The 14809-nt window shown below is 61.9% G+C and carries 15 protein-coding genes and 1 riboswitch; of the genes, 4 read left to right on the top strand and 11 right to left on the bottom strand.

Features of this window, described 5'->3' with window-relative positions; all coding sequences use genetic code 11:
• Positions 1–278: 278 nt before the first annotated feature.
• Genes ACLK1G_RS18430 through ACLK1G_RS18410 form a run of 5 tightly spaced genes read right to left on the bottom strand, consistent with a single transcriptional unit; the run spans position 279 to position 4354 of the window.
• Positions 279–920: an urea amidolyase associated protein UAAP2 gene (locus ACLK1G_RS18430; protein ID WP_420766726.1), complete on the bottom strand. Its 642-nt coding sequence runs from the start codon at positions 918–920 to the stop codon at positions 279–281.
• Between the two features lie 11 nt (positions 921–931).
• A complete protein-coding gene (locus ACLK1G_RS18425) occupies positions 932–1657 on the bottom strand; it encodes an urea amidolyase associated protein UAAP1 (protein WP_420766725.1) in 726 nt (241 codons plus the stop codon).
• A gap of 13 nt (positions 1658–1670) precedes the next feature.
• A complete protein-coding gene (locus ACLK1G_RS18420; protein WP_420766724.1) occupies positions 1671–2459 on the bottom strand; it encodes an ABC transporter ATP-binding protein in 789 nt (262 codons plus the stop codon).
• Positions 2456–3271, bottom strand: coding sequence for an ABC transporter permease (locus ACLK1G_RS18415; RefSeq protein WP_420766723.1), 816 nt, complete (start codon positions 3269–3271; stop codon positions 2456–2458). Before ACLK1G_RS18415 ends, ACLK1G_RS18420 begins: the two co-directional genes overlap by 4 nt.
• A 15-nt stretch (positions 3272–3286) precedes the next feature.
• The gene (locus tag ACLK1G_RS18410; RefSeq protein ID WP_420766722.1) at positions 3287–4354 is read right to left on the bottom strand and encodes a putative urea ABC transporter substrate-binding protein; all 1068 of its coding nucleotides are present in this window, start codon (positions 4352–4354) and stop codon (positions 3287–3289) included.
• A 60-nt stretch (positions 4355–4414) separates the two neighbouring features.
• Positions 4415–4516: riboswitch (guanidine-I (ykkC/yxkD leader) on the bottom strand.
• A gap of 306 nt (positions 4517–4822) precedes the next feature.
• Here ACLK1G_RS18410 and ACLK1G_RS18405 point away from each other — a divergent pair.
• Entirely contained in the window at positions 4823–5218 is a 396-nt protein-coding gene (locus ACLK1G_RS18405; protein WP_420766721.1) for a hypothetical protein, read from the top strand.
• Between the two features lie 118 nt (positions 5219–5336).
• Here the strand turns inward: ACLK1G_RS18405 and ACLK1G_RS18400 are convergent, their stop codons facing one another.
• The gene (locus ACLK1G_RS18400; RefSeq protein WP_420766720.1) at positions 5337–6449 is read right to left on the bottom strand and encodes an enoyl-CoA hydratase/isomerase family protein; all 1113 of its coding nucleotides are present in this window, start codon (positions 6447–6449) and stop codon (positions 5337–5339) included.
• A gap of 130 nt (positions 6450–6579) precedes the next feature.
• Here ACLK1G_RS18400 and ung point away from each other — a divergent pair, with 130 nt between their 5' ends.
• Positions 6580–7272: a uracil-DNA glycosylase gene (gene ung, locus ACLK1G_RS18395; RefSeq protein ID WP_420766719.1), complete on the top strand. Its 693-nt coding sequence runs from the start codon at positions 6580–6582 to the stop codon at positions 7270–7272.
• Positions 7273–7397: 125 nt separating this feature from the next.
• On the opposite strand, the gene ACLK1G_RS18390 is transcribed toward ung, so the two are convergent.
• The 4 genes from ACLK1G_RS18390 to ACLK1G_RS18375 are packed head-to-tail and all read right to left on the bottom strand — an operon-like array spanning position 7398 to position 11458.
• Positions 7398–8441 (bottom strand): AbrB family transcriptional regulator, encoded by a 1044-nt coding sequence (locus ACLK1G_RS18390; protein WP_420766718.1) that lies wholly within the window; start codon positions 8439–8441, stop codon positions 7398–7400.
• A complete protein-coding gene (locus ACLK1G_RS18385) occupies positions 8434–9948 on the bottom strand; it encodes a tripartite tricarboxylate transporter permease (RefSeq protein WP_420766717.1) in 1515 nt (504 codons plus the stop codon). The genes ACLK1G_RS18390 and ACLK1G_RS18385 overlap by 8 nt, the downstream gene beginning before the upstream one ends.
• A 1-nt stretch (position 9949) precedes the next feature.
• Positions 9950–10411 carry a tripartite tricarboxylate transporter TctB family protein gene (locus ACLK1G_RS18380; RefSeq protein ID WP_420766716.1) on the bottom strand — a complete coding sequence of 154 codons (462 nt, stop codon included), beginning with the start codon at positions 10409–10411 and terminating at the stop codon, positions 9950–9952.
• Between the two features lie 54 nt (positions 10412–10465).
• The gene (locus tag ACLK1G_RS18375) at positions 10466–11458 is read right to left on the bottom strand and encodes a Bug family tripartite tricarboxylate transporter substrate binding protein (RefSeq protein ID WP_420766715.1); all 993 of its coding nucleotides are present in this window, start codon (positions 11456–11458) and stop codon (positions 10466–10468) included.
• Between the two features lie 420 nt (positions 11459–11878).
• Between ACLK1G_RS18375 and ACLK1G_RS18370 the strand changes: the two genes are divergently transcribed.
• Together ACLK1G_RS18370 and ACLK1G_RS18365 are read left to right on the top strand one after the other, a co-directional pair.
• Complete coding sequence (locus tag ACLK1G_RS18370) at positions 11879–12550, top strand: response regulator (protein ID WP_420766714.1); 672 nt, start codon at positions 11879–11881, stop codon at positions 12548–12550.
• Positions 12543–13928: a sensor histidine kinase gene (locus ACLK1G_RS18365; RefSeq protein WP_420766713.1), complete on the top strand. Its 1386-nt coding sequence runs from the start codon at positions 12543–12545 to the stop codon at positions 13926–13928. The genes ACLK1G_RS18370 and ACLK1G_RS18365 overlap by 8 nt, the downstream gene beginning before the upstream one ends.
• A gap of 58 nt (positions 13929–13986) precedes the next feature.
• On the opposite strand, the gene ACLK1G_RS18360 is transcribed toward ACLK1G_RS18365, so the two are convergent.
• On the bottom strand, positions 13987–14808 hold the full coding sequence (locus tag ACLK1G_RS18360; protein ID WP_420766712.1) for an HDOD domain-containing protein: 822 nt from the start codon (positions 14806–14808) through the stop codon (positions 13987–13989).
• Position 14809: the final 1 nt, after the last annotated feature.

Raw genomic sequence — 14809 nt, 5'->3', positions numbered from 1 at the left:
TGCCTGAACTGGGATGCGGGCCGTCCCGCAGTTTTCGATGGCCGCCGGGGTCGTCCCCGGCGGCAAATATCTCCGAACACCAATCCTCCCTTTGTGGGAGCGAGCCTGCTCGCGATAGCGGTGGTACATTCAACATCAATGTGACTGACAGACCGCTATCGCGAGCAGGCTCGCTCCCACAGGGGATTGGAGGGGGTCGTAAAATTGTCTTTATTTAATGCACTGCCCCGACCGGCTCTGGCACAACGCGAACAGCCAGCCGCGCAGGCGCATGAGTTTCAGTTCCATATCAAAAGCTCCGCAGGCGTGGGGTTATAGGCGTTACATGGGTTATTCAACTGCGGGCAGTTGGAGATCAGGACGATCACGTCCATCTCGGCCCGTAGGTCGACGTATTTGCCCGGTGCCGAGATCCCGTCTTCGAAGGTCAGGCCGCCGTCGGCGGTCACCGGTACGTTCATGAAGAAATTGATGTTCGGCCCGATGTCGCCCTTACCGAGGCGGCCGTCGTGGGCGCAGGCCCGCAGGTAGTTATCGCGGCAGCTGTGCATGTAGCGTTTTTCCAGGGCGTAGCGCACGGTGTTGCTTTCCTGGGCGCAGGCGCCGCCGAGGGTGTCGTGACGTCCGCATGTGTCTTCGATGATCGTCAGCATCGGTCGACCGAGGTTGGAATACAGCACGCTGCCGGTACTTAGATAAACGCTGTTCTGCCGGCGCAGGGTGCGTTGCACGTCGTAGCGTTCCTTGGGGTTGGCCAGGCTGTAGAACAGCGTATCGACCGCCTGGTTGCCTTCCAGGTCCAGGATGCGCAGGGTCTGGCCGGCCTTGACCTCGGTCAGCCAGGGTTCCCCGGCGGGAATCGTGGCGCGGTAGACGGCGGTCTCGGCGTGCTTGTGTGCGGTGGCGATGGCGAGTGACATGGCGACGATCCTCAGGCGAACAGGCGGTCGGTATTGATGAAGCCCCGCTGGTTTTCCGGGCGCGAAAGGCGGCAGTGTTCGGCGATGCTGGGGTTGGCATTCATCCAGCTGAGCTTGAGCGGCTGCGGGGCGTATTGCGGGTTCGGGTCCATCGGGTGTTGCAATGCGGTCAGCACCACCAAGGTGTCCATTGGCGCGTACAACTCGATGTAGTCGCCCGCCTTGGAGTTGCCTTCCACGAAATGAAAGTGGCCGGCCTCGTCGACATCGACCCGGCTGAACAGGTTGAGGGTCATCAGCAGGTCGGACAGGCCCAGCCCCCATTTGCCCAGTTCCACCAACAGGTTGTCGGTGCCGTTGCGAAAGAAGCCGTTGCGCAGTTCCTGATAGCGGCCCTGGCCATATTTTTCATCGACTTCCTCGGCGCAGAGCACACCGCCCAGGCTGTCGCTCCAGCCGCAGGTGTCGACGGTGATCGCCGCCAATACCCGGCCCATGTCGGAATAAAGGCAATGGCCGGCGGTGAGCTTGGCGGTGTGTTGGCACTTGAGGCTGTCCGGCAGGTTCAGGCGTTCGGTTTTTTCATTGGCGTTGAGCAGCGTCAGGCTCACGTTGGCGCCGCCGCGAAGGTCGGTCAGGCGCAGCAGTTGGCCGCGCTTGAGTACGAAGGAACGGTGGCCGCCGCCGGGCAGAATCTCTTCAGCGAAGGGGGGAAACACTTGGATCGAATCGGTCATGGAAAAGCTCCTTTCAAGCGATACGCAGCGTGCCGGCCAGTTCGGCGGGCAGGGCGTCGACGGCGGCACGGGCGGTGCGACGGTCGCTGTTCAATGGAATGTCGTAGGTGATGCGCGCGCCATAGGCGCCAGGGGCATGTGGATCGACGCGGACCTTGTCGAACACCAGCAGGCGTGTGCCGAGGCTGAAACCTTCGGACAGATCATGGGTGACCATGAATACCGTCAGCCGGGTTTCGCGCCACAGTTCCAGCAGCAGGGCGTGCATGTCTTTGCGAATGCCCGGGTCGAGGGCGCCGAACGGTTCGTCCAGCAGCAGGACCCGGGGCTTCATGATCAACGCCTGGGCAATCGCCAGCCGTTGCTGCATGCCGCCGGAGAGCTGCGCCGGGTATTTGTCCAGCGCGTGGCCGAGGCCAACCTTGTCCAACAGTTGCGCAGCCTCTTCGCGAGCCTGGCGTTTGGCACTGCCGAACAAACGCCCCAGCAACGGCGAGCGCGGCAACTCCAGGCCCAGGGCGACGTTGTCCAGCACCGTCAGGTGCGGGAACACCGAATAGCGCTGGAACACTACGCCCCGGCTGGCATCCGGCTCGCCCGCCAAGGGTTCGCCGTCCAGCAGGATCTGTCCGCGACTGGCGCGCTCCTGGCCGAGCAGCAAGCGCAGGAAAGTCGACTTGCCGCAACCCGATGCACCCACCAAGGTGCAAAATTCACCCTCGGCGACGTTCAGGTTCAAGCGTTCCAGCACGACCTGATCGGCGTATTGCTGCCAGACATTGTTCACACAGATAAAACTCATGCCTTCGCTCCCTCGTACCAAGGAAACGCTCGACGGGTCAGGCGCTTGAGACCCCAGTCCATCAGCCAGGCGAGCAGGGTGATCCACACCACGTACGGCAGGATCACGTCCATCGCCAAGTAACGACGCACCAGGAAAATCCGATAACCCAGCCCATCGGTGGACGCGATGGCTTCGGCGGCGATCAGAAACAGCCAGGCCGAACCCAGCATCAACCTCAGAGAGATCAGCAAGCGTGGCAGCAGTTGCGGCAGGACCACGCGCAAGATCAGAGTCCAGGTTGACGCGCCGAGGGTCTGGGCCTTGATCAGCAGCTCACGGGGAATCTCCCGGGCGCGCTGTTCCAAGTCCCGGGCCAGACACGGTGTGATGCCGATCACGATCAGCATCACTTTCGACAATTCCCCCAGGCCGAAGACGATGAAGAGGATCGGCAGAATCGCCAATGGCGGCACCATCGACACCACGGTGAGCAACGGTGAAAGCGGTGCGCCCAACAGCGGCAGCGTGCCAGCCGCGATGCCCAGGCACAGCCCGACCAGGGCGCTGATGCCCAGGCCGATCGCCAACCGGCGCAGGCTCGACGCGGTGTCTTGCCAGAGCAGGTAGTCGCCACTGCGCGCATCGGCGGTAAAGGCCAGGCGTTTCACCGCATCGGCCATCTGCCCGGCGCTGGGCAGCAGCTTGTCGTTGGGGTTGTCCGTCAACCGTTCGGCCGAGCCCATGAAGTAGGCGAACAGCACCAGCGCGAACGGCAGGATCACCAGCAACAAGCGGCTGGGACGGTCCGGGTAGCGGTTGATCAGGCGCATGCCAGCTCCTCCGGTTTACAGCTTGGCGTCGGCGGCCAGCTGTACGTAGGTCGGATCAAAGCGCAGCTTCAGGTTGGCCTTGTCGCCGCGAGTCACGCCATTGGCGAACGCCATGCCGACCGCATCGGTGTCCTTGGCGCCTTCGCCCAGCAAGCCGTGCTGGAACGAAAACGCCGCCACCTTGCCCATGGTGGCGGGCAGTTGTTCGCTGGTGACGAAGGCCAGCGCTTCCGTGGGCGTGGCGAACAATTTGGTGGTGTCCAGTTGCGCCTGGAAACCTTTGAGGTCAGTGCCCGACGCTTTGGCCATGTGTTCCAGCGCAGCGTTGGCGGCAGCGTTCCTGGCGTTCATCAGCGCCACCACTTCAAACCAGGCGCCGGTCAAGGCCTTGCCCAGGGCTGGGTTGTCTTTCAGGGTCTGGGTGTTGACCACCATCATGTCCATGATCTCGCCGGGCACTTGGCTGGAGTTGAACACTTCGCTCACGCCCGGCTGGGCCTTGATGTCCGAAAGCATGGGGTTCCAAGTGGTGACGGCCTTGACCTGGTCGGTGTTGAAGGCAGCGGAGATATCAGCGTCGGAGGTGTTGACGACTTTCAGGTCTTTCTCGGCGAGGCCGACCGAATCCAGGGCACGGGCCAGCAGGTAATGGGACACCGACAATTCCACCAGGTTGACGTCCATGCCTTTAAGGTCGTCGACTTTCTTGCCTTCGCCCTTGAGGACGATGCCGTCGTTGCCGTTGGAGAAATCGCTGACGATCAGCGCGGTGCTGTCCACGCCGCCGGCGGCGGGAATGGTCAGGGCGTCCATGTTGGTCATGGTGCAGCCGTCGAACTGGCCGGCGGTGTACTGGTTGATGGATTCAACGTAATCGTTGAGCTGCACGACATCGATGGTAATGCCGTACTTTTTTGCCCACTTGTCGACGATGCCTTGGCTGCCCGCGTACTCCCAGGGCATCCAGCCGGCGTAAATGGTCCAGCAGACGCTGAAGTGGTCTTTTTGCGCGGCGGCGGATGAGAAGCTCAGGAAGGCCGAGAAGACGGCGACGAGCAGGGCGGACAGACGAAGCTTGAACATGGTGGTTCTCCAGTTGATCAAGGGCGGACAGGAGCAACGCGGCACCGCGAACGGTGTCTTGTCTCCCGGGCTTTTGTCCCGCCGTGTAACCTCAACTGGAGGTCGCCAACTCTCGGACCAGCCACTCGCCAGAGGCGAGCCGGAACCCTAGTCAGCCATTGCAAATTGTGGTGCCGCGAACCTGTGATGACTCCTGCACGGGATTGGTAAAGCGAGAGCCGTGCCAATTCGGGCAGAGGCCCGGGCCAGAGGGGGTGGGTCTGAGGGAGGAATGATCGGGGGGCGGATTTGTGCTTGGTTGTGGTGCTGTCGCGCACCGGAAGAGGGCGACGAGGGACATGTTTCCAGTTGTTGCCAGGTCGCACCAGATTCCGATTTCGCTGTCAGATTAATCGTCAGTCACCCCAATAGATGACTGCCGCCCATCAGCGTCGCTGGTGCGGCCCATTCGCGGTCCAGGAGGCCGCCATGTATCGACGACTGCTCCTCATTGCGTTTCTTGGTCTGACTCTTTCGGCATGCGTGCCTTACTACGACGGAGGCTCGAGCTACTATCGTTCAGAGGTCTATACCTCACCAGCGCCGGCCTATTACAGCGGTGGGTATTACTCGGCCCCACGGGGCTATTACGCCCCACGGTACTACCAACCGGCGCCCCGTTATTACTCGGCCCCGCGCTACTATCAACATGGCCCGCGCTATTACTCGCCACCGCGAGCGGCGTACCGGCCTTATCCACACCGAGGCGGCTGGGATGGTCGCGATCGAGGCGGCTGGAACGATGACCGTCGTGGCCGGGGCGGGCGTGACCGCGGACATGACCATCGAGGACGTGGTCATGATGGGCGAGGCAACCATCGGTAAAGGACAGGCAGCAAAAAGCGGCGCATGAAGCGCCGCTTTTTTTGTGCCTGCGATAAATCCGGCGGGATGACCTCTGTGGGCGTGAGTTTTCTCCTGCGGGGATATGATTCTGGCTCGGTTATTCGTTGGACAAATCCGCCAACGGATGCCGACCCTCCCACACCTTGTGAAAATGCGCTTGCACCGCTGCTTCCGGTACATGATTGATGTCCGGCCAGTGCCAGTGGGGTTTGTGATCCTTGTCGATCAATCGCGCCCGCACGCCTTCGCTGAATTCCGGATGGCGACAGCAGTTCAGGCTCAAGGTGTACTCCATGCGGAACACACCGGCCAACGACAAATGCCGCGCCCGGCTGATCTGCTCCCAGACCAGGTGCGCCGTCAACGGCGAGCCCTCGGTCATGGTCTTGGCCGCGCGGGCGATCAGCGGATCAGGATGCTCCACCAGCAAGCTGAGGGCCTTCCAGGCGCAGCGGACGTCACTGACATCCAGCCATTCGTCGATTTTGTGCCGACGGGGCAACCACTGGGCTTCGGGCAACTGGGTCAGCGCTTCTTGCTGCAAGGCCTTGAGCAGACTGTTGAGTTGCATCTCGGTCTGTTCCTGCCAATTGAGTTGCAACAAGCCCTCGATCAGGTCGTCCTGTTGCTCATCGAGTAAAAAACGATCGGCCAGGCCCAGGTCGATGGCGTCGCGCGCGTTCATGTGGGCACCGGTCAGGCCGAGAAACAGGCCCAGCTTGCCCGGCAGGCGCGACAGGAACCAACTGGCGCCTACATCCGGGTACAACCCGATGCTGATTTCGGGCATCGCCAACCGACTGCTCGGCGTGACGATCCGCGTGCTCGCGCCTTGCAGCAATCCCATGCCGCCGCCGAGCACGTAGCCATGGCCCCAGCACAGCAATGGCTTGGGGTAGGTATGGAGATTGAAGTCCAAGCGATATTCGGCGGCGAAGAATTGCGCGGCCAACGGCGGCACCTCGCCGGGGTGGGCGCGGCAGGCTTCTGCCAGGCTGCGGACCTCGCCACCGGCGCAAAACGCTTTGGCACCTTTGCCGCGCAGCAATACGCAGACTATCTGCGGGTCCCTGGCCCAGGTGTCGAGCCGATCACGCAGGGCGTTGATCATTGGCAGGGAGAGGGCGTTCAAGGATTTTTCGGCGTCCAGGGTGGCGATGCCCAGGCGCGCGCCATCGATGCCGGTGAGTTCTTCGAAGTGCAGATTCATCGTGACCTCGATCAGAAATTGAATGATCAGTATGACTGCTGTACGGGAAAGTGCCGGATCCGTGTCAGATCAATTGACAAGCCTTGTGGGCTTTCCTAGGGTGCGCCCATTGTTTTTACCGGGTACAACCATGACCGCTGACGACCGTATCAAGCTCGAACCCAGCTGGAAGCAGGCACTGCGTGCCGAGTTCGACCAGCCCTACATGGCAGAGTTGCGCGAATTCCTGCGCAGTGAATACGCCGCCGGCAAGGAGATCTACCCTCCGGCCCCGTTGATTTTCAACGCCCTCAATTCCACTCCGCTGGACAAGGTCAAGGTCGTGATCCTCGGCCAGGATCCCTACCACGGGCCGGGCCAGGCACATGGCTTGTGCTTCTCGGTGCAGTCGGGCGTGCCGACACCGCCATCGCTGGTGAATATCTACAAGGAATTGAAGCGCGACCTGAACATCGACATTCCCAACCACGGTTATCTGCAAAGCTGGGCCGAACAGGGCGTATTGCTGCTCAATACCACCCTGACCGTTGAACGCGCCAATGCCAACGCCCACGCCAAGAAAGGTTGGCAGCACTTTACCGACAGGGTCATCGAGGTGGTCAGCGAACACCAGTCGAACCTGGTGTTCCTGCTGTGGGGCGCCCATGCCCAGAGCAAACAGAAGCTGATCGATGCGACCAAGCATTTGGTCTTGACCTCGGTGCATCCCTCACCGCTGTCGGCCCATCGGGGCTTTATTGGTTGCGGGCATTTCAGCCGGACCAACAAGTTTCTGGAGCAGCACGGCGAGAAGCCGATCGAGTGGCGGTTGCCGCCGGTTTGACGCGCTGGTCGAGGGGCCCCATCGCGAGCAGGCTCGCTTCTACAAAGGTTTTGTGGTGGGACGCCAAATGGATACTCGCCGCAGACTCCCGTGGGAGCGAGCCTGCTCGCGATGAGTCAACTCGGTTACAAGCTTGAACCTGTCTTGCGCATCCAATACCTGAACAACGGCTCCGCCAGGAACAGCACGAACAGCAGCCGCATCACCTGCAACGCCGTGACCAACGGCACCGACAATTGCAACGTTTCCGCCGTCAGGCTCATCTCCGCGATGCCACCGGGCATCATGCCCAGGGTCAGCGAACGCAAATCCAGGTGAGTCAAGGTGCTCAGGCCCAGGGCCGCGAGCGTGGCGATCAGCATCGTCAATACCGTGCCAACCAATGTACGCCCCATGAACGACGGTGCCCGGCGGAAGAACTGCCGGTTGAAATGACAGCCCAGGCCGCTGCCGATCAGCCATTGGCCGATCTGGCTACCGCCGTCGGGCAGGCCGATGTGCAAATCCCAGCCGATGCTCACCGCCGCGCTGACCAACAGCGGACCGAACAGCCATGGGTTGGGCTGGCGAAGGCGCTCCCAGATCCAGGCGAGCAGTGCGCCGGCCGGGAACAGGATCGCCAGCCACATCCAGTCCACCGTCGTGGCGTGTTGCAGTGGGGTGCCTTCGCCCAGCAGGTACTTGAAGGCGGCGGGAACGCACAGCACCACCACCAGCACGCGTAGGCTCTGGCCCGCGGCAACATGGCTGAGCATCGCGCCGTTGCGGGCGCCGAGGTTGACCATCTCGCCGGAACCGCCTGGCATGCTGGAAAAGAAAGCGGTGGCGCGGTCCTCGCCGGTGCGGCGCATCAGCCACACGCTCACCACGCTGGACACGCTGGTGATCAGCGCGCCGAAGAAAATCAGGCCGAAGTGGCTCAGGACTTGCTCCATCACCACTGGCGTAAAGTGCAGGCCGATACCGATGCCCACCACCCATTGGCCGCATTTGCGGCCGCCGGGGATTTCCATCAATTGCCATGGCGTGAGGCAGCGCACCAGGATGATCGCCAACAGCGAGCCGACCATCCAGGGCAAGGGCCAGCCGATCAGGCTTGCCAGATAACCGCCGGTTAGACCGACCAGCGGTGTTCCCCAGCATTGTCTGAAAGTTGTCGTCTCAGGCATTGGCCAGGGCACGACGCTGGGCACTACGGCGACGCCAGATGCGCAGCAGCGGCAGGAACAACATGATTGCGGTCAGGACCCAGCAACCGAAGGTGATCGGGCTCGACCAGAGGATTTCCAGCGCGCCGTTGGAGATCGACAACGCACGACGCAGGTTCTGCTCCATCAGGCCGCCAAGGATGAAGCCCAGCAGGACTGGCGACAGCGGGAACTCAAGCTTGCGCAGGATATAGCCGAAGATACCGATGCCGATCATCAGGAACAGGTCGAACGTGGTGGCGTGTACCGCATAGACACCGATCCCGGTGATGATTGCGATGACCGGCACCAGCGCCCAGTTCGGCACCGCCAGGATGCGCGTAAACACACGGATCATAGGGATGTTGAGGATCACCAGCATGACGTTGGCGATGAACAACGAGGCGATCAGGCCCCAGACGATGTCCGGTTGCTGTTGGAACAGCAGCGGGCCGGGGGTGATGTTGTACAGCGACAGCGCGCCGATCATGACCGCCGTGGTGCCCGAGCCGGGAACGCCGAGGGTCAGCATAGGCACGAGGGCGCCGCAGGCTGCGCCACCGATGGCGGTTTCCGGCGCCGCGAGGCCACGCTTGTCGCCCTGGCCGAACGTACCGGTGGCACCGGCCATGCGTTTTTCAGTCATATAGGCTACGGCACTGGCCAAGGTCGCGCCGGCACCTGGCAATACGCCCATGATGAAACCGAGCACGCCACAGCGCATGTTCACCCAGAACACCGAGGCAGCTTCCTTGACGTTGAACATCATCCGCCCGGTGGCTTTCACAGCTTCCTGGCCGCGATGGGTTTTTTCCAGCAGCAATAGAATCTCGCTGATGGAGAACAGGCCCAGCACCAGCACGACGAACTGGATGCCATCGGTCAAGTGGATGTTGTCACCGGTGAAGCGGTAGACGCCGCTGTTGGCGTCGATGCCGACGCACGACAGGAACAGACCGATCAGCGCCGCGATGAACGTCTTGAGCGGTCGATCACCGGCCATGCCGCCCAGGCAGACGATGGCGAACACCATCAGTACGAAATATTCCGCCGGTCCGAAGGCAATTGCCCATTTGGCCAGCAAGGGAGCAAACAGCACCATGCCGCAGGTGGCGATGAGCGCGCCGAGGAACGAACTCCACGCCGACAATGACAAAGCGACCCCGGCAAGGCCTTGGCGAGCCATTGGGTAGCCGTCCAGCGTGGTCATTACAGTGGACGCTTCGCCCGGGATGTTGAGCAGAATCGAGCTGATACGCCCGCCGTATTCGCAGCCCAGGTAAACGGCCGCCAACAGGATCAACGCCGACTCCGGCGGCAGGCCCAGGGCGAAGGCGATCGGGATCAGCAGCGCCACGCCGTTGATCGGGCCCAGGCCCGGCAGCAGCCCTACGACGGTGCCGATCAAGGTGCCGCTCAACGCGGTGACTAGGTTGTAGGGAGTCAATGCAACGCCAAAACCCTGGCCGAGATAATTCAGGGTATCCATATCAATTCTCCAGGACGTCGAGCAGGCCCAGGGGCAGCGGCACGTCCATCAGCTTGTCGAACAACAGATAAAGACCAATGGCCATCAGGCTGATGATCACTATGCTCGGTACCCAGCGGCCGCCGTACAGGCGCGCCATCGGCACGCCAGTGACAATGCTGGCGAGGATGAAGCCCAGGGGTTCGAACGTTCCGGCGAAGACCAACAGCAGCAAAACGCAGATGCCGATTTTCTGCAGGGTTTCACGGTCCAGTTGCGGGTCGTCTTCGCTGTGCACGACGGGGGTAGGACGAAACAGCATGTACAGCAGCGCCAGCCCCATCAGCCCGATTATCAGCAGAGGAAAGGCGCGCGGGCCGACCGGTTCATAGGAAAAGGCGGCCTGATAAGGCCAGGCCATCAGCGCCAGGCCGATACAGGCCAGCAGCAGCACCGCGGCAACAATACGTTGGATGACGAGCATGACTAACTCCTGGGCGGCGCCGGTTGTGCCGACGCCGCCGCGAGACAGGGGCGATTACTGGATCAGGCCGAACTCTTTGGCCAGCATCTTGTAGTCGGCCACTTGCTTCTTCACGTAGGTGTCCAGCTCCGGACCGGTCATGGCGAACGGGAACAGTTCGCGCTGGTCACGCAGCTTGGCGAACTCTTCGGAGGCCAGCAGTTTGTCGAAGGCGTTTTTCCACCAGGCGTATTCCTCATCGGTGACCTTCGGGCCCAGGTAGAAGCCACGTACCACCGGCCAGCGGATGTCGTAGCCTTGTTCCACGGCGGTCGGGATGTCTTTCATTTCCGGCTCGTCCAGGCGCTTATCGGAGAATACGGCCAGCAGACGCATGTCGCCGCTCAGGATGTGTGGCATGGAGTCGGAGATGTCCGTACTGCCCACCTGGATATGACCGCCGAGCAGAGCGGTAGCGATTTCGCCGCCGCCTTCAAGGGCCACGTAGCGCAGTTTGCGCGGGTCGATACCGGCGGCCTTGGCAATCAAAGCGGTCTGCATCCAGTCCTGGCTACCGACGGTGCCGCCAGAGCCGATCACCACCGAGCCAGGATCTTTCTTCAGAGCCTGTACCAGATCGTCGAGATTCTTGTAGGGCGAATCGCTTTTCACGGCGATGGCGCCATAGCTGGTGCCGACGGCAGCGAGCCAGCGCACATTGGTTTCATCGAAACGGCCGAACTTGCCTTGCGCCAGGTTCAGCAACGAGCCGCTGGACCAGGCCACCAGCGTGCCGGCGTCTGCCGGGCGCTGCGCAACCACTGCGTTGTAGGCCACCGCGCCGACACCGCCGGGCATGTAGGTGACGCGCATCGGCTTGGTCAGCAGCTTTTCATTGACCAGTGCGCTTTGCGCCAATTTGCAGGTCAGGTCGAAACCACCGCCGGGTGCGGCGGGGGCGATGCACTCAGGGCGCTTTGGCTCTTTGGACGAATCAGCGGCGAGCGTTTGCCCGGCGAGCATCAGGCATCCGACGGCAAGGGCTACTTTACGCAGTGCTAGGTTCATTTTTGTCTCCACAGGAGTTGTTGTTTTGTGTTTCAAATCAGGCTTCGCAGAACATGTACGGTGCAGACCCCTGAACGCGTTTCAAAGACGCAGCAGTTCGGTCTGCGCAGAGGCACAGGCAAGGGTAGTCTGGTTGGGGCAGCAAAGGCGGGTGGGCATTGAAGCCTGGAGCTGTATGGACAGCATGGTGAATACTCCGCTTATTGTTTTTATTCGGCGAAAACGCTTCGTGGCGTTTTTCGTTCGCGAGGTGTGTCGCGACCGGCAGTCGAAACTGTCCGTGGAGCGACTCTAACGACCCAACCTTTCGCTAACCTTTCAAAAGCTTTCAGGATGATTTTTGGCTTCACAGTGGCGGATGCGGCTGTAAACTCCGCGCCAAAGAATGGCGCCGGCCATCCCTGAATCGAGGAAAAACCCATGCGTGTTCTGCTCGTCGAAGACCATCTGCAGCTGGCCGAAAGTGTTGCCCAGGCGCTCAAGAGCACGGGTTTGACAGTGGACGTGCTGCACGATGGGGTGGCCGCTGACCTGGCCCTGAGCAGCGAGGAATACGCCGTGGCGATTCTAGATGTGGGGCTGCCGCGCATGGACGGTTTCGAAGTGCTGGCGCGCTTGCGGGCGCGGGGCAAGACCTTGCCGGTGCTGATGTTGACCGCGCGCAGCGACGTCAAGGACCGCGTCCACGGCCTGAACCTCGGCGCCGATGATTACCTGGCCAAGCCATTCGAACTGACCGAGCTGGAAGCCCGGGTCAAGGCGTTGCTGCGCCGTAGCGTACTCGGGGGCGAGCGCCAGCAGCGCTGCGGTGGGTTGGTCTACGACCTGGACACCCGCCGCTTTACCCTTGATGAGGAACTGATGACCTTGACCTCCCGCGAGCAGGCGGTCCTGGAGGCGTTGATAGCTCGACCGGGGCGGGTGATGAGCAAGGAACAACTGGCCGCCCAGGTGTTTGGCCTGGACGAAGAGGCCAGCCCCGACGCCATCGAGATCTACGTTCATCGGCTGCGTAAGAAACTCGATGGCCATGCGGTGGCGATCGTGACGTTCCGGGGCCTGGGCTATTTGCTGGAAACCCGTGATGCATAAGCCCGACAGCCTGCGCTGGCGGCTCCTTCGCAACCTTGCATCGCTGCTGGTGGTGCTGATGCTCGCCAGTGGGCTGAGTGCCTATTGGAATGGTCGCGAAGCGGCCGATACTGCCTATGACCGGACGTTGCTGGCTTCGGCCCGGACCATTGCCGCCGGGCTTTCCCAGCGAGACGGCACCCTGAGTGCGGACGTGCCGTACGTGGCCTTGGACACCTTCGCCTATGACAGCGCCGGGCGTATCTACTACCAGGTCAACGATATCCACCAGAAGCTCATCTCCGGATACGAAAATCTTCCTGGCCCGCCGCCGGGTACGCCGCGCACGGACGATTACCCCGCGCTGGCGCGCTTCTATAACGCCTCTTATCAGGGCCAGAATGTGCGCGTCGTAAGCCTGCTCAAGGCCGTGAGCGAGCCGGAGATGAACGGCATGGCGGAAATCCGCGTGGCGGAAACCGAAGAGGCGCGGGTCAGCATGGCGCGCAGCTTGATGGCCGATACCTTGCTGCGGTTGGGCATGCTGGCGGTGGGTGCGCTGCTTTTGGTGTGGTTCGCGGTCAGTGCCGCGCTGCGTCCCCTGGAACGCTTGCGCACGGCGGTGGAAGAGCGGCAGCCAGACGATCTGCGACCGCTGCCGCTGGTGGAAGTCCAGCATGAGTTATGGCCGCTGGTACGGGCACTCAATCACTTCACCGAGCGCCTGCGCGGCCAATTCGAGCGTCAGGCGCAATTCATTGCCGACGCCGCCCATGAGCTGCGAACGCCATTGGCCGCCCTCAAGGCTCGCCTGGAGCTGGGCCTGCGCGCCAGCGAACCGGCCACGTGGCGCCAAACCCTGGAGACCGCCGCCCAGGGCACCGACCGCTTGACCCACCTGGCCAACCAGTTGCTGTCATTGGCCCGGGTGGAAAATGGCGCCCGGGCGATTGCCGAGGGCGGCGCGCAATTGCTCGACCTGAGCCAGCTCGCCCGTGAGCTGGGCATGGCCATGGCACCTTTGGCCCATGCCCGTGGGGTCGCGTTGGCGCTGGAGGCCGATGAGCCCGTCTGGTTGCGGGGCGAACCGACGTTGCTGAACGAACTGTTGAGCAACCTGGTGGACAACGCCCTGGCCCACACCCCCTCGGGTGGCAACGTCATCCTGCGGGTGATCGCGCCGGCGATCCTGGAAGTCGAGGACGACGGCCCCGGCATTCCTGAGACTGAGCGCGAGCGAGTATTCGAGCGCTTCTATCGACGCAACCAGCAAGTGGCCGGTTCTGGCTTGGGACTGGCAATCGTCGGGGAAATCTGTCGCGCGCATCTGGCCCAGATCACCCTGCATGACGGGCAGGAGAGTGGGCTGAAGGTGCGGGTGAGTTTTATCCCCGGCTAAGCCAGGCAATGCAAAACCCGTGGAAAGGGAGCAAAGTCCCTCGCCACAACGGGCTTTGTCAGTAAAACATCGACCGCGCTTCTTCCAGATCCGCGCAGCGGTCGTGGTTGTCCAGGTCAATGCCCAGCTTCTTGATCGCGGGGACGCCAAATACGTCGATCCTGCTCAGCGGATGGTCGGAGTCCTTGTAGCAGTACAGTGCGGCGACTTGCACCAGGTCGACGTAATCGAGTTGTTCCGAATCCCGGGTGAAATCCAGATACAACCCCGGCAACCTCATCAATCGTTCCGGAAACTCCCAGACGCTGAGCAGCTTGTCCCCCAACACTGGATGGATCGTCTCGATGACGTGGTTGAGGCTGATTGGATCCGACAGCAATTCGTTGTTGTCTTCGGCGTACGTCAGGATCGGCAGCACGCCGATCTGATGGACCAATCCGCCCAGCGCGGCCTGGTCAGGCTTGAGGTGGGTATAGCTGCGACATAGCGCATAACTGACACCGGCGATCTCCAGGCTCTTGCGCCACACCTCTCGCATCTTCTGTTCCACAACATCGGAGCGGGCATGGAATATCTGCTCCATGACCAGGCCAATCGCCAGGTTACTGCTGTAGTTGACGCCCAGCCGAGTGATGGCCGTGTGCAAGTCCGTCACTTCCTGCGTGGCGCGTAGCAGCGGGCTGTTGACCACTTTTATCAAGCGCGCCGAGAGTGCTGTGTCACGACCGATCACTTTGCTCAGGTTACTGACACTGATCTCCGGATCTTCCGCGGCCCGGCGAATCTGCATGGCCACTTCCGGTAGTGTGGGCAGGACCAGGTCGTCCTTATCGATGGCCGCCACCAAATCCCGCTGGACCTTATCCGCCAAATCGCTCATT

It is taken from the genome of Pseudomonas algeriensis (genome assembly GCF_048847255.1).
In the GTDB taxonomy this organism is placed as follows: Bacteria; Pseudomonadota; Gammaproteobacteria; order Pseudomonadales; family Pseudomonadaceae; genus Aquipseudomonas.
This window is presented reverse-complemented; position numbering and strand designations above follow the sequence as displayed.

Coding starts and splice junctions, on each gene's coding strand:
- ACLK1G_RS18430 (WP_420766726.1), bottom strand. CDS start 920: ATGTCACTCGCCATCGCCACCGCACACAAGCACGCCGAGACCGCCGTC.
- ACLK1G_RS18425 (WP_420766725.1), bottom strand. CDS start 1,657: ATGACCGATTCGATCCAAGTGTTTCCCCCCTTCGCTGAAGAGATTCTG.
- ACLK1G_RS18420 (WP_420766724.1), bottom strand. CDS start 2,459: ATGAGTTTTATCTGTGTGAACAATGTCTGGCAGCAATACGCCGATCAG.
- ACLK1G_RS18415 (WP_420766723.1), bottom strand. CDS start 3,271: ATGCGCCTGATCAACCGCTACCCGGACCGTCCCAGCCGCTTGTTGCTG.
- ACLK1G_RS18410 (WP_420766722.1), bottom strand. CDS start 4,354: ATGTTCAAGCTTCGTCTGTCCGCCCTGCTCGTCGCCGTCTTCTCGGCC.
- ACLK1G_RS18405 (WP_420766721.1), top strand. CDS start 4,823: ATGTATCGACGACTGCTCCTCATTGCGTTTCTTGGTCTGACTCTTTCG.
- ACLK1G_RS18400 (WP_420766720.1), bottom strand. CDS start 6,449: ATGAATCTGCACTTCGAAGAACTCACCGGCATCGATGGCGCGCGCCTG.
- ung (WP_420766719.1), top strand. CDS start 6,580: ATGACCGCTGACGACCGTATCAAGCTCGAACCCAGCTGGAAGCAGGCA.
- ACLK1G_RS18390 (WP_420766718.1), bottom strand. CDS start 8,441: ATGCCTGAGACGACAACTTTCAGACAATGCTGGGGAACACCGCTGGTC.
- ACLK1G_RS18385 (WP_420766717.1), bottom strand. CDS start 9,948: ATGGATACCCTGAATTATCTCGGCCAGGGTTTTGGCGTTGCATTGACT.
- ACLK1G_RS18380 (WP_420766716.1), bottom strand. CDS start 10,411: ATGCTCGTCATCCAACGTATTGTTGCCGCGGTGCTGCTGCTGGCCTGT.
- ACLK1G_RS18375 (WP_420766715.1), bottom strand. CDS start 11,458: ATGAACCTAGCACTGCGTAAAGTAGCCCTTGCCGTCGGATGCCTGATG.
- ACLK1G_RS18370 (WP_420766714.1), top strand. CDS start 11,879: ATGCGTGTTCTGCTCGTCGAAGACCATCTGCAGCTGGCCGAAAGTGTT.
- ACLK1G_RS18365 (WP_420766713.1), top strand. CDS start 12,543: ATGCATAAGCCCGACAGCCTGCGCTGGCGGCTCCTTCGCAACCTTGCA.
- ACLK1G_RS18360 (WP_420766712.1), bottom strand. CDS start 14,808: ATGAGCGATTTGGCGGATAAGGTCCAGCGGGATTTGGTGGCGGCCATC.